At 69.4% G+C, this 21,285-nt stretch carries 16 protein-coding genes and 1 pseudogene; 12 read left to right on the forward strand and 5 right to left on the reverse strand.

Annotated features, from left to right (window positions below; genetic code table 11):
- Positions 1–88: 88 nt before the first annotated feature.
- The 6 genes from DEW08_RS24490 (at position 89) to DEW08_RS24520 (ending at position 7,251) form a co-directional block, all read left to right on the forward strand.
- Positions 89–1,333 (forward strand): lactonase family protein, encoded by a 1,245-nt coding sequence (locus DEW08_RS24490; RefSeq protein ID WP_109332133.1) that lies wholly within the window; start codon positions 89–91, stop codon positions 1,331–1,333.
- Positions 1,334–1,352: 19 nt separating this feature from the next.
- Positions 1,353–2,201 carry an aldo/keto reductase gene (locus tag DEW08_RS24495; RefSeq protein WP_109332134.1) on the forward strand — a complete coding sequence of 283 codons (849 nt, stop codon included), beginning with the start codon at positions 1,353–1,355 and terminating at the stop codon, positions 2,199–2,201.
- Positions 2,202–2,819: 618 nt separating this feature from the next.
- Entirely contained in the window at positions 2,820–3,440 is a 621-nt protein-coding gene (locus tag DEW08_RS24505; RefSeq protein WP_109332139.1) for a helix-turn-helix domain-containing protein, read from the forward strand.
- Positions 3,441–3,823: 383 nt separating this feature from the next.
- The gene (locus DEW08_RS24510) at positions 3,824–4,873 is read left to right on the forward strand and encodes an isopenicillin N synthase family dioxygenase (RefSeq protein ID WP_245986960.1); all 1,050 of its coding nucleotides are present in this window, start codon (positions 3,824–3,826) and stop codon (positions 4,871–4,873) included.
- Positions 4,874–4,908: 35 nt separating this feature from the next.
- The gene (locus DEW08_RS24515) at positions 4,909–6,204 is read left to right on the forward strand and encodes an O-acetylhomoserine aminocarboxypropyltransferase/cysteine synthase family protein (RefSeq protein ID WP_109332143.1); all 1,296 of its coding nucleotides are present in this window, start codon (positions 4,909–4,911) and stop codon (positions 6,202–6,204) included.
- Positions 6,205–6,270: 66 nt separating this feature from the next.
- Positions 6,271–7,251 carry an alpha/beta hydrolase fold domain-containing protein gene (locus DEW08_RS24520; protein WP_109332144.1) on the forward strand — a complete coding sequence of 327 codons (981 nt, stop codon included), beginning with the start codon at positions 6,271–6,273 and terminating at the stop codon, positions 7,249–7,251.
- A gap of 35 nt (positions 7,252–7,286) precedes the next feature.
- On the opposite strand, the gene DEW08_RS24525 is transcribed toward DEW08_RS24520, so the two are convergent.
- Both DEW08_RS24525 and DEW08_RS24530 read right to left on the reverse strand, forming a co-directional pair.
- Entirely contained in the window at positions 7,287–10,235 is a 2,949-nt protein-coding gene (locus DEW08_RS24525; protein ID WP_109332145.1) for a PAS domain-containing protein, read from the reverse strand.
- 190 nt (positions 10,236–10,425) lie between these two features.
- Positions 10,426–12,858, reverse strand: coding sequence for a transketolase-like TK C-terminal-containing protein (locus tag DEW08_RS24530; protein ID WP_425429133.1), 2,433 nt, complete (start codon positions 12,856–12,858; stop codon positions 10,426–10,428).
- Positions 12,859–12,997: 139 nt separating this feature from the next.
- Between DEW08_RS24530 and DEW08_RS24535 the strand changes: the two genes are divergently transcribed.
- The 4 genes and pseudogenes from DEW08_RS24535 to DEW08_RS24550 all read left to right on the forward strand — a co-directional run bounded on the left by DEW08_RS24535 (position 12,998) and on the right by DEW08_RS24550 (position 18,121).
- Positions 12,998–13,483 carry an Lrp/AsnC family transcriptional regulator gene (locus DEW08_RS24535; protein ID WP_109332149.1) on the forward strand — a complete coding sequence of 162 codons (486 nt, stop codon included), beginning with the start codon at positions 12,998–13,000 and terminating at the stop codon, positions 13,481–13,483.
- A 108-nt stretch (positions 13,484–13,591) separates the two neighbouring features.
- Positions 13,592–15,211, forward strand: coding sequence for an ABC-F family ATP-binding cassette domain-containing protein (locus DEW08_RS24540; RefSeq protein ID WP_109332151.1), 1,620 nt, complete (start codon positions 13,592–13,594; stop codon positions 15,209–15,211).
- Positions 15,212–15,458: 247 nt separating this feature from the next.
- Positions 15,459–15,614, forward strand: a pseudogene (locus DEW08_RS24545) (ISNCY family transposase); the annotation flags it as partial.
- Positions 15,615–16,030: 416 nt separating this feature from the next.
- Positions 16,031–18,121, forward strand: a complete 2,091-nt coding sequence (locus DEW08_RS24550) for a methyl-accepting chemotaxis protein (protein WP_245986961.1) — start codon at positions 16,031–16,033, stop codon at positions 18,119–18,121.
- 129 nt (positions 18,122–18,250) lie between these two features.
- Here the strand turns inward: DEW08_RS24550 and DEW08_RS24555 are convergent, their stop codons facing one another.
- A complete protein-coding gene (locus tag DEW08_RS24555) occupies positions 18,251–18,511 on the reverse strand; it encodes a hypothetical protein (RefSeq protein WP_109332152.1) in 261 nt (86 codons plus the stop codon).
- A gap of 280 nt (positions 18,512–18,791) precedes the next feature.
- Here DEW08_RS24555 and DEW08_RS24560 point away from each other — a divergent pair, with 280 nt between their 5' ends.
- Positions 18,792–19,421: a LuxR C-terminal-related transcriptional regulator gene (locus DEW08_RS24560; RefSeq protein ID WP_109332154.1), complete on the forward strand. Its 630-nt coding sequence runs from the start codon at positions 18,792–18,794 to the stop codon at positions 19,419–19,421.
- 221 nt (positions 19,422–19,642) lie between these two features.
- Entirely contained in the window at positions 19,643–20,290 is a 648-nt protein-coding gene (locus tag DEW08_RS24565) for a response regulator transcription factor (protein WP_146214758.1), read from the forward strand.
- Positions 20,291–20,319: 29 nt separating this feature from the next.
- On the opposite strand, the gene DEW08_RS24570 is transcribed toward DEW08_RS24565, so the two are convergent.
- Positions 20,320–20,661: a hypothetical protein gene (locus DEW08_RS24570; RefSeq protein ID WP_109332156.1), complete on the reverse strand. Its 342-nt coding sequence runs from the start codon at positions 20,659–20,661 to the stop codon at positions 20,320–20,322.
- Positions 20,662–20,744: 83 nt separating this feature from the next.
- Positions 20,745–21,284, reverse strand: coding sequence for an NADH-quinone oxidoreductase subunit B family protein (locus DEW08_RS24575; protein ID WP_109332157.1), 540 nt, complete (start codon positions 21,282–21,284; stop codon positions 20,745–20,747).
- Between the last annotated feature and the right edge of the window lies 1 nt (position 21,285).

Consider the following 21,285-nt stretch of genomic DNA (forward strand, 5'->3'; position numbering starts at 1 on the left):
TACCGTTGCGGGCTGTCCGGTTTTTCGGATTATCGTCCGATATACCGGATTCTCAATCTACAAGAATCGGGAAGGGGAGGGCCGGTCGATGACGGAGGATCTCACAGGGACATCCGGTGCCGGCGCGCCCGCGCTGGATCGGCGGGCCGTGATGGCGGCGGTCGGCGCCATGGCTGTCGCCGGCACCTTGCCGGCCGGCGGACGGGCGGCGCTCGCCGCTGCCGGCGGCACGCGGACCCTGGCCTATGTCGGCACCTACACCGACCGCGGCAAGGGCATCCATCTGCTGGAGGTGAACCGCGACAGCGGCGCCCTGACCGCGCTCAAGACCTTTTCCGACGTGCCCAGCCCGTCCTCGCTCGTTCTCTCCCCGGACCGCCGCTTCCTCTATGCCGTCAGCGAGATTACCGACTATCAGGGTGCCAAGGCCGGCTCGGTCAGCGCCTTCGCCATCGATCCGGCCACCGGCGACCTGCGGCTGCTCAACACGGTCAGCTCGGAAGGGGCGGCCCCCTGCCACATCGGCATGGACCCGCAGGGACGCTACGTGTTCGTCGCGAACTACGAGGGCGGCAACGCGGCGGTGATGCCGGTGAAGCCCGACGGTTCGCTGGACAAGGCGAGCCACGTCCAGCCGATCTCCGGCCCGCTCGGTCCGGAGCGGGCGAAGGACGCGCCGCCCGGCAGCTTCGCCATCAGCGGCCACGACGCGCCGCACGCCCATATGGCCGACCTCGACCCGACCGGCCGGTTCCTGCTGCTGTCCGATCTCGGTACCGACCGCATCTTCCTCTACCGCTTCGACCGGGAGAAGGGGACGCTGACCCCCAACGACCCGCCCTTCGTCCAGGCGGCGCCGGGTGCCGGGCCGCGCCATTTCGCCTTCCACCCCAACGGCACCGTCGCCTATTCACTGAACGAGGAGGCCTCGACCGTCGACGTCATGGCCTATGATGCCCAGCGCGGCGCCCTGACCATCCGGCAGACGCTGTCCACCCTGCCCAAGGGGTTCGAGGGCACGAACTTCGCCTCGGAGATCGCGGTCAGCGCCGACGGCCGCTTCGTCTATGCCGGCAACCGGCTGCACGACACCATCGCGATCTTCGCGGCGGCGGGCGACGGCGCCCTGACCTACCAGGGGCAGGAATGGACGCGCGGCAGCTATCCCCGCCACTTCGACGTCGAGCCGGGCGGAAAATTCCTCTACGTCCTCCACACCCGCAGTGACAACATCACCAGCTTCGCGGTTGACCGGCAGACGGGCGGTCTGACCTTCACCGGCCGGTTCACCGGAATCGGCAACCCGTCGAAGATCGTGTTCCTGACCCTCTGACCCGCCCCGGGAGGTTCCCATGTCCCTGTCGCCCCTTCCGACCACCACGCTGCCGTCCGGGGAGGCGGTGCCGGTCCTGGGCCAGGGGACCTGGATGATGGGCGAGTCCGGCCGCCGCCTGGCGGAGGAGGTGGCGGCCCTCCGGCTCGGCATCGATCTCGGCATGACGCTGATCGACACCGCCGAGATGTATGCCGACGGCGGCGCGGAGGAGGTCGTCGGCGAGGCCATCGCCGGCCGCCGCGACGGCCTGTTCCTGGTCAGCAAGGTGTTGCCGCAGAACGCCGGCCGGCGCGGCGCCGTCGCCGCCTGCGAGCGCAGCCTGCGCCGTCTCGGCACCGACCGGATCGACCTCTACCTGTTGCACTGGCGGGGCGGCGTCCCGCTGGCCGAGACGGTCGAGGCCTTCCGCACGCTGGTGCGCGACGGCAAGATCCGCCACTGGGGCGTCAGCAACCTCGACCTCGCCGACATGGAGGAGTTGTCGGGGGTGCCCGGCGGCGACGGGGTGCAGACCGACCAGCTTCTCTACAACCTGACCCGCCGCGGCATCGAATACGACCTGCTGCCGTGGTGCCGGCAGCGCGGCATCCCGGTGATGGCCTATTCGCCGATCGAGCAGGGGCGGCTGGTCGGCCATGCCGGCCTGCGGCGGATCGCCGAACGGCACGGGGCGACACCGGCGCAGGTGGCGCTCGCCTGGCTGCTGCGCCGGGAGGGCGTCATCGCCATTCCCAAGGCCACCGCCGCCGACCATGTGCGGGAGAACCGGGCGGCGGTCGGCCTGCCGCTCGATGGCGACGACCTGACCGAGCTGGACCGCCTCTTCCCGCCGCCGGGCCGCCCCCGGCCGCTGGAGATGCTGTAGCCCGACGGCGACCGGCCGGGGCAGGGCGGCAGCCGGGTCAGTGGCGCGCCGCCCTGTGGTCGCCGTGCTCGCGCCGCTCCGCCGTCTCGCGGCCGACCAGCTTGTTGAAGTTCGAGTCTTCCTCATACAGCAGAGCCAGATTCGAGTCGTCGAACTGGCGGAAGAACTCGTCCAGCCGATCTCCTCCAGATTGTCGTGCTCCGACTCCCGGGCCTTGGGGAACATCAGGCGCAGCAGGCCGACGCCGGTCTTGGTGGACTTGCCGTGTCCGGGTCCGTGCCCGTGGGTGCTCTTCACCACGGCGGGCTTGCCGCCATGCTGTTCCGCCCATTTGCGGATCTCCTCGTGGTCCGTGGTGGTCCTGGACATTGCGAAACCTCCTGATGCCGGTGAACGGTTCCTGTCGGGAACAGCCGCCATCCCCTCCTGTTGCGGCCGCGGGGTGAAGTCGGCGTGGCTAAAATTAGCGATTCTTTCTTGTTATACGTGAAATTACACACTTCTTGTGAAATAACGCCGTTGACAATCCACTTTGAAAGTAGAGAAATGAGAGGCGCAGTCGGTGACGTGCCGCGAGGCCGGCCCACCCGGCGGTCACTGGAACAGGAGCCCGCTCAGATGACGATCGCCGCCTCATCCCCCACGCCGGAGACCCTGCAGGGTCCGCCCGATGACCAGACCGTCGAGCGGATGGCGGGCGTCATCGCGCAGAATGTCCGCAGCTTCCGCCTGCGCCAGGGGTTGTCGCTCGACCGGCTGGCGCAGTTGTCCGGTACCGACCGCAAGACCCTGGCGGAGATCGAGGCGGGCAGCCTGCACGCCGACATCGCGACCCTGTGGACGGTCGCCAAGGCGCTCGACATTCCCTTCTCCGGCTTGCTGAACAGCGGTCACGGCACCGGCACGACGGTGATCCGGCGCGCCGGCTCGGCCCCGCTCGCCTCGCGGGACGGTCTCCTTACCTCGCGCGCGCTCTTCCCGTTCAAGGGAGAGCGGCAGGTCGAATTCTACGAGCTGCGCCTGTCGCCGGGAGCCGACGAGCATGCCGACGGCCATCCCCCCGGCACGGTCGAGAATCTGCTGGTCGCCCGCGGCAGCGTCGAGGTGACCACCGGCGACGGCGATTACCGGTTGGAGGAGGGCGACGCCATCCTGTTCGAGGCCGACGTGCCCCACCGCTACCGCCATGTGGGCGAGGGGGAGGCCATCCTCTACCTCGTGATGTCCTACCTGCTCTGACCGCTCCCGCAGTTGCCGATGGTGTCCTTGCGTCCGGAAAAAACATGATTGTGCAGTTGAAAATCAATGTATCGCATCAGAGAGAAGTGAAATAGGCCTCTTCCGGCCCGAAGGGAGGACCTCATGATTCGCGCCCAAGGTCTCCGCACCCAAGGTCCAGGCTCCGCCGCGGGGCGGTACCCGAAGGGAGACGGGAGCATCGTCTGGATCCCGATCCCCGAGGCGATGGCCCTGTGCGTTCCGGCGGAGCGGCAGGGGGCCGGGCCACCGCAGAGCCGGACGCCGCCGGTGCGCCGCTGGCCGTCGCTCACCCGATGGATCGGCCGCTTCCGCCGGTCCGGCACCCCCGCCTTTGCCTCCGCCTTTTCACAAGGGAGTGAGACGTGACCCTGGCCCGAACCGCGGCATCGGCCGCCGCCGAAACCACCGTTCCGATCCTCGACCTCCGCCGGCTGCACGGCTCCGGCGAAGAGCGTGCGGCCTTCCTGGCCGGGCTGCGCGCCGCCATCCGCCGCTTCGGTGCCTTCTACCTGTCGGGCCATGGCGTCGATCCCGATCTCGTCGCGCAGGGATTCGCGCTGTCGCGCCGGTTCTTCGCGCTGCCCGATGCGGAAAAGCTGGCGATCGAGATGGTCCACTCCCCGCATTTCCGCGGCTATACCCGCCCGGGATGGGAGAGGACCCGCGGCCTCGCCGACTGGCGCGAGCAGGTCGACATCGGGTCGGAGCGGCCGGCGCTGCCCGGCGGCCCGGATGCTCCCGCCTGGCAGCGGCTGGAGGGGCCGAACCAGTGGCCGGCCGCCCTGCCGGAGCTGCGGCCCGGCATCCTCGCCCTGCAGGCCGCGCTGACCGAGGTGACGCTGCGCCTGCTCCGTGCCGTCTCCCTGGCGGTCGGTCAGCGGGAGGATGCGCTCGATCCGATCGTGGCGGAGCGGCCGACCCAGCTCGTCAAGCTGATCCGCTATCCCGGCCATGACGCCGTGCCCGAGGACAGCAGCCAGGGCGTCGGCCCGCACAAGGACAGCGGCCTGCTGACCCTTGTCCTCCAGCACGAGCGCGGCGGCCTGCAGATCGAAACGCCGGCGGGCTGGCTGGACGTGCCGCCGCGTCCCGGCACCGTCGTGGTGAATGCCGGGGAACTGCTGGAACTGGCGACCGACGGCTATTTCCGCGCCGCCGTCCATCGCGTCGTGACGCCGCCCGCCGGGGTGGAGCGGCTGTCCATCGCCTTCTTCCTCGGCGCCCGGCTGGACGCCCGCGTGCCGGTCCTGCCGCTGCCGCCCGACCTGAAGGCCGAGGCGCGCGGGCCGGAGCGCGATCCCCTGAACCCGCTGTTCCACGACGTCGGGGCCAATGCCCTGAAGGGCCGCCTGCGCTCGCACCCCGACGTCGCCAGCCGCCACCACGCCGACCTGCTGGCCGCCACCGCCTGACCGGACCACACAACGAAAGAAGGGACCCGCCCGCCATGACCGACCGTTCGCCCCGCTTCGAGACCCTGGCCCTGCACGGCGGCAGCTACCGTGCCGACCCGGCCACCGGCGCCGTGGCCGTGCCGATCTACCAGACCACCTCCTACCAGTTCCAGGACACGGCCCACGCCCAGCGGCTGTTCGCCCTGGAGGAGCTGGGCAACATCTACACCCGCGTCAACAACCCGACCGTCGATGCGCTGGAGCAGCGGCTGGCGGTCCTGGAGGGCGGCGCCGCGGCGCTGGCCCTGTCTTCCGGCCAGGCGGCCTCCTTCTTCGCCATCCTGAATCTGGCGCAGGCGGGCGACAACTTCGTCACCTCGACCGACCTCTATGGCGGGACGTGGAACCTGTTCGCCAACACCTTCAGGCAGCTCGGCATCGAGGCGCGCTTCGTCGATCCGGCGGATCCCGAAAATTTCCGCCACGCGACCGACGAGCGCACCCGCGCCTACTACGCGGAAACCCTGCCGAACCCCAAGCTGAACGTCTTCCCGATCAGGGAGGTGTCCGACATCGGCCGGTCGCTGGGCGTGCCGCTGATCGTCGACAACACGGCGGCCCCGCTGACCGTGCGGCCCTTCGAGCACGGGGCGGCGGTGACGGTCTATTCGACCACCAAATACATCGGCGGCCACGGCACCTCGATCGGCGGCGCGATCATCGACAGCGGCACATTCCCGTGGGAGCAGCATGCCGAACGCTTCCCGCTGCTGACCCGGCCCGACCCCAGCTACCACGGTGCCGTGTGGACGGAGGCGGCCAAGCCGCTCGGCCCCATCGCCTATGTGCTGCGCGCCCGCGTCACCCTGCTGCGCGACATCGGCGCCGCCATCTCGCCCTTCAACGCCTTCCAGCTCCTCCAGGGGCTGGAGACGCTGCCGCTGCGCATCCGCCAGCACAACGAGAACGCCATCAAGGTGGCGAATTACCTGAAGGACCACCCGAAGGTCGAGTCCGTGATCTTCCCCGGCCTGTCGGGCGGCGAGGCGCGGCGGCGGGCCGACGCCTACCTGAAGGGCGGCTACGGCGCCCTGCTCGGCTTCGAGCTGAAGGGCGGGGCGGAAGCCGGACGCCGCTTCATCGACGCCCTGAAGCTGCTCTACCACGTCGCCAACATCGGCGACGCGCGGTCGCTGGCGATCCATCCCGCCACCACCACCCACTCGCAGCTCTCCGCCGAGGACCAGCGGGCGAGCGGCGTCACCCCCGGCTATGTCCGCCTGTCGATCGGCATCGAGCACGCCGACGACATCATCGCCGACCTGGAGCAGGCGCTCGCCGAAGCCTGACCGGCCGGGGCGAGGGCACGGGACGGGACGGACCCATCGATTCCTGTGAAACCCAAGGAGGATGTGATGCCGGACACCGGCTTCCTGCACGCGATGGACCATCTCGATCCCCAGGTCGTCCGGTTGGCCGAGGCGGCGGCACGCGACGGGCTGGCACCGGCGGACCCGCTGCGCCAGACGATCGCCCAGGCCCGCGCCGCCGCCGAGCGCTACCACGACTTCCTCAACGGCAGCAGCTTCCCGTCGGTCGAGATCGTGGAGGTCGCCGCCTCCGGCCATGGGCCGTCCGGCTGCCTGCGGCTGCGGCTCTACCGCCCGGCCGGGGGCGGGGCAGGGCGGCCCGTGCTGCTCTACGTCCACGGTGGCGGCTTCGTGGTCAACAGCGTCGACACGCACGACCGGCTGCTGCGGCTGCTGGCCGTGCGCAGCGGTGCCGTGGTGTGCGCCGTCCGCTACACCCGCGCCCCGGAGAAGCGCTTCCCCCACCAGTATGAGGAGGTGCTGGCCGCCCTGCGCTGGATCGCCTCCGACGGCGCCGCCCATGGCCTCGATGCCGGGCGGATCGCCGTCGGCGGCGATTCCGCCGGCGCCAATCTGGCGCTCGGCGCCGCCCTGGCGGCGCGGGCACCGGGCGGGCCGCGCGTGGCCTTCGGCCTGCTGTTCTACGGCATGTTCGCCCATGACTTCGACAGCCTGTCCCACCGCCGCTACGGCGACGGGCGGTATGGCCTGACGACGGACCGGATGCGCTGGTACTGGACGCAGTATCTCGGCGGGCCGGCCATCACGCGCGATCCGCGGGCGGCCCCGCTGCTGGCCGACCTCAGCGGCCTGCCGCCGCTCCTGCTGCTGACCGCCGGCCTCGACTGCCTGCGCGACGACAGCCTGCGTCTCGCGGAAAGGCTGGCGGAGGCCGGCGTCGACCACCGTCTGGTGATCTGCGAGCGCCTGCCGCATTCCTTCGCCACGATGACGCGCACGGTGGAGGCGGCGGACCGCGCCGTCAGCCTCGCGGCGGAGACGGTGCGCGCCCGTCTCGCGGCCTGACCGCCACCGGCCTCCTCGGTCACCGGCCTCCTCGCTCACCGGACGGACGATGACACCCGGTCCTGCCGGCTGTGGTCGCGCAGGATGGCGGCGATGCGGGCCTCCAGCTCCGCCGGGCGGAAGGGCTTGTGCAGGACGGTGACGTCCTCAGCGAAGGTCGGGATATCGGCATAGCCGGTGATGATCAGCGCCGGCAGGCCGGGCAGCAGGCGCCGCGCCGCATGCACCACCGCGGCGCCGTTCATGCCGGGCATCGCGTAGTCGGTGACCAGCATGTCGACGGCGCCGCCGCCCTCCAGAATCGCGACCGCCGTCTCGCCGCACTCCGCCTCCAGCACGGTGTAGTCGAGCGACTCCAGCAATGCCTTGATGCCGAAGCGGACGATGGCGTCGTCATCGACCAGCAGCAGCGACCTGCCGGTGCCGGCCTCGCCATCCTCCGGCACCGCCGGGGTCTCCTGGACAGACTCCGGCGCAGGCGGCAGGTAGAGCGTCACCTCCGTTCCCCGGCCCGGGGCGCTGTCGATCCGGACGCCGCCGCCCGACTGGGCGGCCATGCCGTGGACCATCGACAGGCCGAGGCCGGAGCCGCCGAGGCCCTTGGTCGTGAAGAAGGGCTCGAAGGCGTGGGCCAGCGTGTCGGCATCCATGCCGAGGCCGGTATCCCGGACGCTGATCGTCACATAGGATCCCGGTGTCAGGCCGTCCGGCAGGCCGGGGCCGCCTTCCCCCATGCCGCCCGCCTCCTCCAGCGCGGCGGTTCCGGTGCGCAGGGTCAGCAGCCCGCCGTCGGGCATGGCGTCACGGGCGTTGATGGCGAGGTTCAGGATTGCGGATTCGAGCTGGGCGGGGTCGACCAGCGCCGGCCCGCCGTCCGGATCGATGTCGATGTCCAGGCGGATCAGTCCGCCCATGGTGCGCTCCAGCAGCGGGCGCATGCCCTCCAGCAGGGCGGGCAGGTCGGTCGGCTTCGGCGCCAGGGTCTGGCGGCGCGCGAAGGACAGCAGGGACTGGGTCAGCCGGCCGCCGCGCCGGATCGACTCCATGGCCGCATCATAGAGCCGGGCGGGCTTGCCCTCCGGCACATGGCGCCGCAGCATGCCGACGCAGCTTCCGATGCCCTGCAGCAGGTTGTTGAAGTCGTGGGCGACCCCGCCGGTGAGCTGGCCGATCGCCTCCATCTTCTGGGACTGGACGAGCTGGGCCGTACGCTCCTGCACCTTCCGTTCGAGCTCGGCGTTCAGCGTCGCCAGCGCCTCCTCGGCGCGGCGGCGGGTGGTCACCTCGGCGACGGTGCCGGTCAGGCGGACCGGCCGGCCGGCGCGGAAGACCGCCTGTCCGGTGGCGGCGATCCAGCGTTCCAGACCGTCCCGCCCGCCGATGACGCGGAACTCCGCCGCATACTCCCCCGTGCCGCCGGGGTCGAGCGATCGCATCACCGCGGCGTGGGTCGGGCCGCGGTCGGCGGGGTGCAGCCCCTCCAGGAAGCGGTCGTAGCTGACCGGCTCGTCCGGGGCGAGGCCCCACAGCTCCCGCACGCGGTCGTCCCAGTCGAGCCGCCCGGCAGCGACATCCCAGTCGTAGATGCCGAGCCCGGCCGCGCTGCGCGCCACCTCGAACCGCATCAGCGCCTCGCGCAGGGCGGTTTCGGTCGAGCGCTGGGCGGTGATCACTTCCGAGAAGAGGAAGGCGCCGCCGATCTGGCCGGCGGCGTCGTGCCACGGCTCCATCCGCCAGCGGATCCAGTCCGTGCTGCCGTCCTGCCGGTGAAAGGGCTCCGCGTCGCTGTCGAGCGTCTCCCCCGCCAGCACCCGGCGGTGGACGGCGCGCCAGTGTTCCGGCACCTCGGGGAAGACATCATAGTGGCTGCGGCCGGTCAGGTCGGCGCCGGCCGGCACGCCGAGGTCGGCGAGGAAGCGGCGCGACGCCGCAAGATAGCGCATGTCGCGGTCGAACATGGCGATGGCGGCCGGCGCCCCGTCGATGAAGCGGGAGAGGACCGCCCGGCTCTCCTGCAGCGCTTCCTCGGCCTGCGCCTGCTCGATCGCGGCGGAGGCGAACTGCGCGAGCTGGACGATGATGGCCTCGTCGGCCTCGTCGAACTCCGAGCCGTCCGCCTTGTCGGAAAGCTGGATCAGGCCGAGGTTGCCGCCGCCCGGCCCGACCAGCGGGGCGGCGAGCCAGCCGCGCATCGGCGGGTGGCGGCCGGCGTGACGGCCGAAGCCGTGCCAGCGCGGGTGGGCCTCCAGCTCCGCCTGGGTCATGCGGACGGGGCGGTTCTGCTCGCATAACCAGGCGTAGATGCCGCTGCCGTCCGGCTCGGCGATGTAGCCGCGCCACCGCGCATAGCTGTCCGACAGACGGGTGGCGGTGATCGTCTGGCGATGGTCGGGACCGCTCGACAGGCTGATGATGCCCAGATGGGCCCCGACGATGTCGCAGGCGGCGCGGACCGCCGCGTCCAGCTTCGCCGGCAGGGAGGACGCCGTGGTGACCGCCAGCGCGGCGGAGGCAAGGGCGCGGAGCTGCCGGGTCCGCCGCCGCTCGGCCGCCATCCGCTCGGCCATCACCTCCCCCGTCACCTCCTCGCAGGTGCAGACGAGGCCGGCGACGGCGCCGTCCTCCGTCCACAAGGGGGTGAAGCGGATGCTGAAATGCCCCTCGGCAGGCAGCCCGCCGCGGACGAACGACAGCGCGATGCGCCCGGTCCGGCAGGGGCGGCCGGCATAGGCTTCGGCGAAGAAGGGCTCCAGCGCCGCCCGGGCTTCGGGCCAGGGCAGGGAGAGGGGGTGGCCGAGGCAGGCGGGGAAACGGTCGCCGCACAGCGGCGCGAAGCCGCCGTTACACAGCATCAGCCGCTCCGGCCCCCACAGGATCAGCACCGGCTGTGCCGCGTTGAGCGCGAGCCCCACCGCCGACTTCAGCACGGCCGGCCACCGGCCGGGCGCGCCGAGCGGCGTCGGGCGCCAGTCGTGGCGCCGCATCAGCGCCCCGGTCTCGTCCCTGTCGTCGAGGAAGGAGACCGGGTCGGCCTGCGGAGAGTGCGGCGAGGCGGGAATGGCGGCATCTCCGTGTCACGACAAGCCCCTGCAGATATAGGGGAGCGTACGGGGACTGTCATTTCGCCCTTGGTGATAAGCGGCGGGCAGGGGTTTCTCCACCCATCGCTGCAGGTCACGAAACGGTGCGCAGGTGCCGGACCGGCCGTCCGGGGGAGGCGGCCTCCGCCGCCGCCGCGATGCCCTGGGCGTCGATGCCGTAATGGCGGTAGAGATCGGCGATGGTGCCGGTCTGGCCGAAATGCTCCACCCCCAGCGCCCGCGTGCGGTGGCCGTGGACCGAGCCCAGCCAGCCGAGCGTCGCCGGATGCCCGTCCACCACGGTGACCAGGGCGCAGGCGTTCGGCACCCCGGCCAGCAGCGCCTCGACATGCGAGCGGGCATGGACGAGGCCGCGCTGCCGCGCCCGCTGGGCCGCACTCCACCCCGCCTGCAGCCGGTCGGCCGAGGTGACGGCCAGCAGCCCGACGTCGCGCCGGTCCTCGCCCAGCAGCCCGACCGCCTCGATCGCCTCCGGGGCGACGGCGCCGGTATAGGCGATCACCACCTGGGCGTTGGGGCCCGGCCGGCGCAGCCAGTAGGCGCCGTCGATGATGTCGTGCTCCAGCTCCGCCGTCATGGTCCGCGTCGGCTGCTCCAGCGCGCGGGAGGAGAGGCGCAGATAGACCGAGCCGCCGGTCTCGTCGCGCAGCCAGTTGCGCTCGGAGGGCTGGCCCTCGCCGTTGCGCTGCATGTAGTCGAAGGCCCAGCGCATCACGACCGCCAGCTCGTCCGTGAAGGCCGGCTCGAAATAGGCGAGCCCGTCCTGCGCCATGCCGACCAGCGGCGTGCCGATGGACTGGTGCGCCCCGCCCTCCGGCGCCAGGGCCGTTCCCGACGGCGTCGCCACCAGCAGGAATCGCGCGTCCTGGTAGCAGGCGTAGTTGAGCTGGTCGGCGCCGCGCATGATGAACGGGTCGTAGACCGTGCCGATGGGCAGCAGCCGCTCCCCGAAGACGGAGTGGGAGAGGCCGAGCGCCGACAGCATGATGAACAGGTTGGACTCGGCGATGCCCAGCTCGAGATGCTGGCCGGCCGGCGAGAACTCCCAACTGTAGGTGGAGGGGATGCGCTCCTTCTTGAACAGGTCGGCCATCGCCTCCCTGGCGAAGAGGCCGCGGCGGTTCACCCAGGCGCCAAGGTTGGTGGAGACGGTCACGTCCGGCGAGGTGGTGACGATGCGCTCCGCCAGCCCGCCCCGCTCGCGCCCCAGCTCGTTCAGGATCAGGCCGAAGGCCGCCTGGGTGGACAGGGTCTTCTGCTGCGGCACCGGCAGGCGGTCCGGCACCGGCACGGCCGGGGCGCCGTAGCGGCGCGGGCCGCGGGCGTTGAACGGCACGGCGCGCAGGAAGCGCTCCAGAACCTCCTCCGGCAGGGTCAGCCCCTCGAAGCGGTCCCATTCGTGGCCGGGGCGGACATGGTTGGCGGCACGGAACCCGTCCATCTGTTCGCGCGTCATCAGGCCGGAGTGGTTGTCCTTGTGCCCGGCCAGCGGCAGGCCGAACCCCTTCACCGTATAGGCGATGAAGCAGACCGGCCGGTCATGGCTGCGCGCCTGGGCGAAGGCGTCGAGCAGGGAGGGGAGGTCGTGGCCGCCGAGATTGCCCATCAGCCGGGCCAGCTCGTCGTCGGTGCGGCTCTCGATCAGGCGGGTGACCGGCCCCTGGTCGCCCAGATCGTCCAGCAGTCGCCGGCGCCACGCCGCGCCGCCCTGGTAGGTGAGCGCGGAATAGAGCTGGTTGGGACAGCTGTCGATCCACTCCTTCAGCCGGTCGCCGCCCGGTTCGGCGAAGGCGGCGCGCATCAGGGCGCCGTACTTCAGGATCACCACCTCCCAGCCGAAGGCGCGGAAGATGTTCTCCAGCCGCTCCCACAGCCCCTCGCGGATCACGGCGTCGAGGCTCTGGCGGTTGTAGTCGATGATCCACCAGGTGTTGCGCAGCCCGTGCTTCCAGCCTTCCAGCAGCGCCTCGAAGATGTTGCCCTCGTCCATCTCGGCGTCGCCGACCAGCGCCACCATGCGGCCTTCCGGCAGGCCGGGCGCCCAGCCGCGCGCCTTCAGATAGTCCTGCACCAGCGAGGCGAAGAGCGTCTGCGCCACGCCCAGACCGACCGAACCGGTGGAGAAGTCGACGTCGTCGATGTCCTTGGTGCGCGACGGATAGGACTGGGCACCCTTGTAGCCGCGGAAGGACTCCAGCTTCTCCCGCGTCTGGTTGCCGAGCAGATACTGGATGGCGTGGAAGACCGGGCTGGCGTGCGGCTTGACCGCGACGCGGTCTTCCGGCCGCAGCACCGAGAAGTACAGCGCCGTCAGGATCGTGGCCATGGAGGCGGAGGAGGCCTGATGCCCGCCGATCTTCAGCCCGTCGAGATTCGGGCGGATGTGGTTGGCGTTGTGGATCGTCCAGGAGGAGAGCCAGAGAACCTTCCGTTCCAGCTCGCGCAGGATGTCCAGCCCGGCTTGGCTGGTCGGGGCGGTGGGGGCGGTCTGTCCTGCGCTGGCCACGGCGGTGTCTCCTGGGACTGCGGGGTATGCTGATCATTCCAGCCTATCACCGGCGGGCCGGCAGATGTTTGCGAACTGGCGTGGCCGGAGCAGGCAAATTAGAATCTTCTGCCAGTTTCCACGCCCCAGCGGGACCATCATGCCAAAGCCCAAGCTCGACCGTCTCGACCGCCGCATCCTGACGCTGCTGCAGGAGGATGGCCGGCAGTCCAACAGCGAGCTGGCCGGGCGGGTCGGGCTGTCGCCGTCGCCCTGCCTCAGGCGGGTGAAGCTGCTGGAGGAGGGCGGGGTGATCAGCCGCTATGTGGCGCTGGTCGATCCGGTCGCCGTGGACCTGCCCGTCAACGTCTTCGTCAGCGTCACGCTGGAACGCCAGGTCGAGGAACGGCTCGATTCCTTCGAGGCCGCGGTGATGGAGCGGCCGGAGGTCATGGAATGCTACCTGATGACCGGCGAAGCCGACTATCTGCTGCGCGTCGTGGTGCCCGACCTCGCCTCCTACGAGCGGTTCCTGAAGGACCACCTGACGCGGATCCCCGGCGTCGCCAGCATCAAGTCGGGCTTCGCCCTGAAACAGGTCCGCTACCGGACCGCCCTGCCGCTCGACCATCTGGCGGACGGCTGACGGTCCCGCGCTCCCCGTGCCCCGGACTCCGGGGACGCGATCAGGACTCTGGCGCATCGCCCATCCTGTGGCATAAGGGGCCGCCCCAGCCATGGAACCCTGCCGCACATGATCCGCTTCGAGAGCATCAGCAAGCACAACAGCCACCGGATCCTGTTCCTCGACGCCTCCGCGTCGCTGAACCGGGGTGAGAAGGTCGGGCTCGTCGGACCGAACGGCGCCGGCAAGACGACGCTGTTCCGGATGATCACCGGTGAGGAACTGCCGGACGCCGGGCAGGTGTCGATCGAGAAGCAGGTCACCATCGGCTACTTCAACCAGGACGTCGGCGAGATGTCCGGCCGCAGCGCGGTCGCGGAGGTGATGGACGGGGCAGGGCCGGTCAGCAGCGTGGCGGCGGAGCTGGCCAGCCTCGAAGCGGCGATGTGCGATCCCGACCATCCCGATATGGACGCGATCATCGAGCGCTACGGCGAAGTCCAGGCGCGCTTCGACGAGCTGGGCGGCTACGAGCTGGAGGGACGGGCGCGCGAGGTGCTGGCCGGCCTGAGCTTCAGCCAGGAGATGATGGACGGCGACGTCGGCGCCCTGTCGGGCGGCTGGAAGATGCGCGTGGCGCTCGCCCGCATCCTGCTCATGCGGCCCGACGCCATGCTGCTCGACGAGCCGAGCAACCATCTGGACATCGAAAGCCTGATCTGGCTGGAGCAGTTCCTGAAGGAGTACGAGGGCGCGCTGCTGATGACCTCGCACGACCGCGAGTTCATGAACCGCATCGTGACGAAGATCATCGAGATCGACGGCGGCTCGCTGAACAGCTATTCCGGCGACTATGCCTTCTACGAGCAGCAGCGGGCGCTGAACGAGAAGCAGCAGCAGGCGCAGTACGAACGCCAGCAGGCCATGCTGGCGAAGGAGCTGAAGTTCATCGAGCGCTTCAAGGCCCGCGCCTCGCACGCCAGCCAGGTGCAGAGCCGGGTGAAGAAGCTGGACAAGATCGAGCGCGTCGAGCCGCCGAGGCGCCGCCAGACCGTGACCTTCGACTTTCCGCCGGCCCCGCGCTCGGGCGAGGATGTCGCGGTGCTGAAGAACGTGCACAAGGGATACGGCGCCCGGACCATCTACCAGGGGTTCGACCTGACCATCCGCCGCAGGGAGCGCTGGTGCGTCATGGGGGTCAACGGCGCCGGCAAGTCGACGCTGCTGAAGCTGGTGGCGGGCGTGACCGAGCCGGATGCCGGCAGCGTGACCGTCGGCGCCAGCGTGAAGATGGGCTATTTCTCCCAGCACGCGATGGACCTGCTCGACGGCGAGGATACGGTGTTCGAATCCCTCGAACGGGCCTTTCCGCTGGCGGGGCAGGGCTCGCTGCGGGCGCTGGCCGGCTGCTTCGGCTTTTCCGGCGACGACGTGGAGAAGCGCTGCCGCGTCCTGTCCGGCGGGGAGAAGGCCCGGCTGGTGATGGCGAAGATGCTGTTCGACCCGCCGAACTTCCTGGTGCTCGACGAGCCGACCAACCACCTCGACCTCGACACCAAGCAGATGCTGATCCGGGCGCTGGGGAGCTATGAAGGCACCATGCTGTTCGTGTCGCACGACCGTTATTTCCTGGCGGCGCTGTCGAACCGCGTCCTGGAGCTGACGCCGGAAGGCATCCATCAGTATGGCGGCGGCTACACCGAATATGTGGCGCGCACCGGCCACGAGGCGCCCGGCCTGCACAGCTGATCCCGCGGCGGCGCCGGAGCGGCATGTTTTTCCATAATGCTGATTATATGACTTCAGCATGTAGGCGCAAAGTTAGAATGTCGCGATCTGGCAAAGCAGAAATGTCAGCCTTGGCCTGGGTGAAGCCCGGCTGGGAGGCTGGCGGTGGGCTGGGTGGCGATGAGCGAACGGGACTTGCAACGGGGTCGAGGTTCTCGGCGAGGTGCTGAGCGGTCGCCGTGGTCGGCAGCGCCGGCAGTTCCACCCTCCCCGGCTGCGCCGCGAGCGGTTCGGCGAGTTGGTCCAGATCGACGGCAGCGAGCACCGCTGGTTCGAGGATCGCGCCGATCCCTGCACGCTTCTGGTGTTCATCGACGATGCGACGGGCCGGCTGATGCAGCTTCGCTTCGCCGTCTCGGAGAGTCACCCAACCCCCGTCATTCCCGCGAAGGCGGGACTCCAGGGCATTTCGGTCGCTCGGTCGCGAAGCACTCTGATTCCCCGCCTTCGCGGGGATGACGGATTCGGCCAGATCCGGCCGCCCATCGACGTTTCCAAGCGGCTTCCGGGATGGGCAGCCAGAACAGGGTGTGCACGGAGGTCATGGAGCATGGTCCTCCGACGTGTTTCCCCCTGACGCCAGCGACGGCAACACAGCCGGGGCCGACCGCCATGGCATGGCCGCGAAATAATATTACCAACAAAAAGATGCATTATTCCGCTCCGCCTTTCAGGCTATTATTCAGTTTTTCGGAGAACATATGACATACTTGGATATGATAGACGGCAATTAGTTGCCATGTCATAAGAAGATAATCGGATATCTACTCCGGTGATGGCATGGGATTTCTGATGATGCGTCTTCACAATCTGAGTGTAACCACCACACTGCTGTTGTTATTCGGCAGTGTCGTTGCATTTCTCGTTCTGGTCGTCAGCCTGACTACCGTCTCGTCGTTGCGCACGCTGTCGGACAACCGCAACGTCCAAACCGTGGCCGAGGCTTCGCGGACCGTCTTCACGGCGATGCAGGCAATCCGCTCCGAGCGTGGTGCGACGCGGCGGCTGCTGTTGCAGCCTCCGGGTTCCGATGTGCCGACGGCGGCGAAACTGCCGGGCTGGCGGCAGACCTCGTCTGTCGCCGTTGAGGCTGTCGTGAAGGTCTGCGATGCGGTGGAGTGCGCCTCCGGCCTTGGCGCCGCCGAGGCGCGGGCCGCCATTGCCCGGCTTGAGGAACTGCGCCGCGAAGTGGATGCCGCGTTGAAGGTGAACCTCGACCAACGTCGCAAGGGTCTGGTGGATGAGTGGATGGGCGGCGCGACGGGGGCCGTCGACCTGCTCGCCCGATCGTCGCAGACCCTGCTGGAGCCGATGCGTGGGCTCGACCCCCTGTTTTCCGAGTTGATCGCCTTGAAGGACGCCGCCGTGGCGGCGCGCGAAGCCGCGACACCGCTGCGTGTGCAGTTCGACAGCGTGATCGTCAGGAAGGAGGTTTCTCCGGAGGACCGTGCCCGGATGGCACTGGCAAGCGGCCAGTTCGAGACGGCCTGGCGCATGGTGCGCGATGCTGCCCTGCGTCCCACGACCCCTGATTCCATCAGGACGGCAATCGCCGCGGCGGAGCGCAACTATGTCGGCGACTATCTGAAGGTCCGGGAGTCGGTCCTGGCGGCGGTCGGTGCCCGCCAGGAACTGCCGATGCGTCTGGACGACGTGAACGAACTGGCCGACCGTTCGATGAGCAATCTCGATGCCGTCGCCAACAGCGCGCTCGATGCCATCGCCGCCCACGCGGCACAGCGTCAGGGCGAGGAGATCACGGCACTGTCGATCAACGCCGCGCTGCTGGTGCTGGCTCTGGCGCTCGGCATCGCCGGCATGCTCATCGTCCGCCGCCGGGTCGCAGCACCCATTCAGGAGATTTCCGAGGCGATGCTGAAGGTCGCCGGCGGCGACCTCTCCTGCGAAGTCCCGCACCGCGACCGCGGCGACGAAATCGGCCAGCTTGCCGGTGCCCTCGTCGTCTTCAAGGACCATGCCCAGGAGCGCGAGCGCCTGGAAACCGTCCAGGCCGAGGAGCGCCGGGCCGGGGTGGTGGAGACCCTCGTGCAGGGCTTCGACACGACCGTGTCGGGCATCCTGCACACTGTGTCGGCCTCCGCCGGTACGCTGGAGTCGACGGCCCAGGCCATGTCGAACACGGCGGTCCATACCAATCAGCAGGCTGCGGCAACCGCGGCCGCGGCCGAACAGGCATCTAGCAATGTACAGACCGTCGCGACCGCAACCGAGGAGTTGACCGCCTCGATCGCCGAGATCAGCACCCAGGTTGCCCGCTCGACCGGGATCGCCAATCAGGCGGTGGTGGAGGCGCAGCAGACGACCGAACACGTCAACGGCCTGGTCGAGCAGGCGAATCGTATCGGCGAGATCGTCCAGCTCATCACCAGCATCGCCAGCCAGACCAACCTGCTGGCGCTGAACGCGACCATCGAGGCCGCGAGAGCCGGCGAGATGGGCAAAGGCTTCGCTGTGGTCGCATCCGAGGTGAAGAACCTCGCCACCCAAACCGCAAAGGCGACGGAGGACATCGCTGCCCAGATCGCCTCGATGCAGACGGCGACCAGCAATGCCGCGGCGTCGATCACCGGCATCGGCCACACCATCGCGATGATGAATGAAATCGCCACCACCATCGCCGCCGCCATCGAGGAGCAGGGTGCCGCGACCAGCGAGATCGCACGCAACGTTCATCAGGCGGCGGTCGGAACCCAGGCAGTGACCAACAACATCGCCGATGTCAGCCACGCCGCCACCGAGACCGGCGCCGCCGCCGGCCAGGTGCTCGACGCGGCCGGAGAGCTGTCGCGCGAGGCCGACCGGCTGCGGGGCGAGGTGGAGCAGTTCCTCACCGCCATTCGAGCGGCGTGATACCGCCGCCATAATCCCGCCGCCAGGGGTCGCGCTTCCGGAGAACTCAGCTCCGGCGGCGCGGCCTCTTTCTGCCGTCCCGAATCGACGCCGGTAGCGGCCGAACCGGCCGAGCGATCTGCCCGGCGCCTATTGCAGCAGGGCCGGAAGCCATCGCCGCGCCACCTCGGCGGCGGCCGTCGCCGCGGCGCCATCCTCTTCGTTGCCCGCCATCTCCGCGACCGCAGAGGCCAGGGTCTCGGCCGACCAGCCGAAATGATGCAGAAGCGTCGCCGCCGTCGCGGTGAACAGCGCGGCGATCAGCGCGCCCTCGGGCAGGCCGCGCTCCTCCTCCGTCACGATGGCGGTGTCCACGATCTTGAGAGACATCATCAGCGGGTCGTAGGGCATGCGGGCGCGCTCCGAATGGTATTACCAGTTTTCCGCCAGAATAAACGTAAACACAATATTTACTGGGTATGTCATTCCGCTGTAGCGGCTCCTCCGATACTTTCGGACCGGCCGGATCATATACTTCCCGGCGGGGTGTGCATCATTGTCGCACCGACCACTCAGTGTCCAAATGTTTCAGTGCCGAAATTGACGACCCGTTTCCGATGCAACCATACTGCCTCCAGACAAGAGGCTGGAAACCGGGGCGGAACGTCCGTCCGCAACATGGGATCGTCCTATGCACATTGTATTTGCCGAACAGCACGCGATGGTGCGCGACGTGCTCCGCCCGTTCCTGATCCAGGTGGGCGCGGAGGCGCGGGTGACGGAAGCCGGTTGCGCGGGGGAGGTGTGGCGTGCCTTCCGCAATTCCCCGGCCATCGATCTCGCCATCCTCGACCATGAGATGCCGGGGCTGGAACTGGGCGACTGCATCACCACCCTGTCCACCCTTCACCCCGGCGCCCGCTCGGTGGTTCTGGCACCGAAGGCCGACCCGGCGATGGTGTCGCGGGCGATGTCCGCCGGCGTCTCCGGCTTCATTCCCAAGCGCATGAGCGCGCGGGCCTTCGTCTCCGCCCTTCATCTGGTCATGGCGGGGGAACGCTACGTCCCGGCCGCTCTGCTGCCGGCCGGCGGGCCGGGTCCCCTGCCGCAGGCGCCCTGCCCGTCCGTCCGTCCGCAAGGGACCGGTCTCACCGCCCGCGAGCGCGAGATCATCGACCTTCTTCGCCAGGGCCTGCCGAACAAGCTGATCGCCCGCCGCCTGAACGTCAGCGAGGTGACGGTGAAGTCGCACCTCTGTCACGTCTTCCGCAAGTTGGGGGTCCGAAACCGCATCCAGGCGGCACAGTTCGACAGGACTTAGCCCTTCTCCTCCGTCCTCGTCCGGGCCGACTCACGGGCTCCGCATGCCGTTCCATCGGAACGCCGGCGGAGCCCCTTTTTTTGCAGCATTCTGGTGCGTACGGCAACTTTTCGTAATGATTTGTAACATTATTGGCGTCATGAACATCTTGATCTTTCGAGGAATATAAATGAACATACCCCTGTCTACAGAGATAATACCTACGGGTTAAGGAGGATGCGGTGCGCATTCTACTCGCACATGACCATGTCATGGTTCGAGAGGGGCTTCATCCTTTTCTGCGGGAATTGGGGAACGGTACCGAAATCACCGATTGCGGAAGCACCGACGAGCTGCGCGACGTCTTGAAGCGCCAGGACGCCTATGATCTGGCCCTGGTCGATCTTCAGATGGCCGACGGAGACCCGCGCCACCTCGTCCGGCTCATCCGCACCCAGGCTCCCGACCTGCTGGTCGCCGTGGTCTCCAGGATGCTGGACCGCAGGACGGTCTTCGACCTCTATGCCCTGGGCATCGCCGGCTTCATCCCCAAGCGGACCGGTGCCGCGGTGACGGTCTCCGCCCTGCGGCTGATCCTCGCGGGGGAGCGCTACATGCCGGCCGACCTGTTCCAGGCGGAGGAACCGGGCGAGCCGGTCTTCCCGGCACCGCCGGTCGCCAACGACAGCCGTCCGTCCAGCGAAACCGCCCTGACCCTGCGCGAGCGCGAGATTCTGCAGCTCGTCCGCGAGGGGCTGGCGAACAAGCTGATCGCCCGGCGCCTCAACATCAGCGAGGTGACGGTGAAGTCCCATCTCTGCCATGTCTTCCGCAAGCTCGGCGTGCAGAACCGCCTGCAGGCCGCGCGCTACGCCGCCCTCGCCGACTGACGCCGGCGGGCAGGTCGCCGGGACGGCGGTCAGCGTAACGCCTGCACCTGCTCCGCCACGACCGAGGCGGCACTGGTCTTCAGCCGCGGCTTGCGCCGGGGCTCCGGCGGCGGCCCCGGCGGTGCGGGGGCGTCGGTGACCACCGGCGCCTTCCTGCGCGCCGGCCGGTCGAGCTTGTCAACCGGCACCAGCTCCTCCCGGTTGCGGGCGAAGGCGTCGTTGCATTGCCCCCGGCCGCGCGCCTCCTCCAGGTCGTGTTCGTCGAGCTGCCAGCAATCCACCGTCCGCACCGCACAGCCGGACAGCAGCAGCCCCGCCGCCAGGATCACCGGCGTGGCGGATGCCAGAAAAGCGTGACGTTCCAGCCCCATCGCTTCCCTCCCCCTTGCCGGTTTATACGCCGGGGAGCGTGGTCGCGTTCCCTCCGTCATGCGGGGAAGGGGAGACGTCGGGATTAACCCGCCCGGCCCGATACGGGAGCGGCGCTGGTTTCCAGCAGGGCGAGCAGACCGGCCAGGATCTCGGCCGGCCGCGGCGGGCAGCCGGGGATCCGCAGGTCGACGGGAAGAACGGCCTCCACCGGGCCGACGCAGGCGTAGGATCCGGCGAACACGCCGCCGTCGACGGCGCAGGCGCCGCAGGCCACCAGCCATTTCGGGTCCGGCGTCGCGTCCCAGCTCCGGCGCAGGGCCTCCGCCATGTTCTTCGTGACCGGACCGGTGACCAGCAGCACGTCGGCATGGCGGGGCGAGGCGACGAAGCGGATGCCGAACCGCTCCAGATCGTAGAGCGGGTTGCTCAGCGCGTGCAGTTCCAGTTCGCAGCCGTTGCAGGAGCCGGCATCGACCTCGCGGATCGCCAGACTGCGCCCCAGCCGCCGCTGCGCCGCCGCCCCCAGCCGCCCGCCCAGCTCGGCGAGCGCCGCATCGGACGCCGGCGGGGCCGACTCGGTGACCGGTCCGCCGGCGAGCGAGCGCAGGATATGCTTGAACATC

The organism is Azospirillum thermophilum, from assembly GCF_003130795.1.
GTDB classification, from domain to species: Bacteria; Pseudomonadota; Alphaproteobacteria; order Azospirillales; family Azospirillaceae; genus Azospirillum; species Azospirillum thermophilum.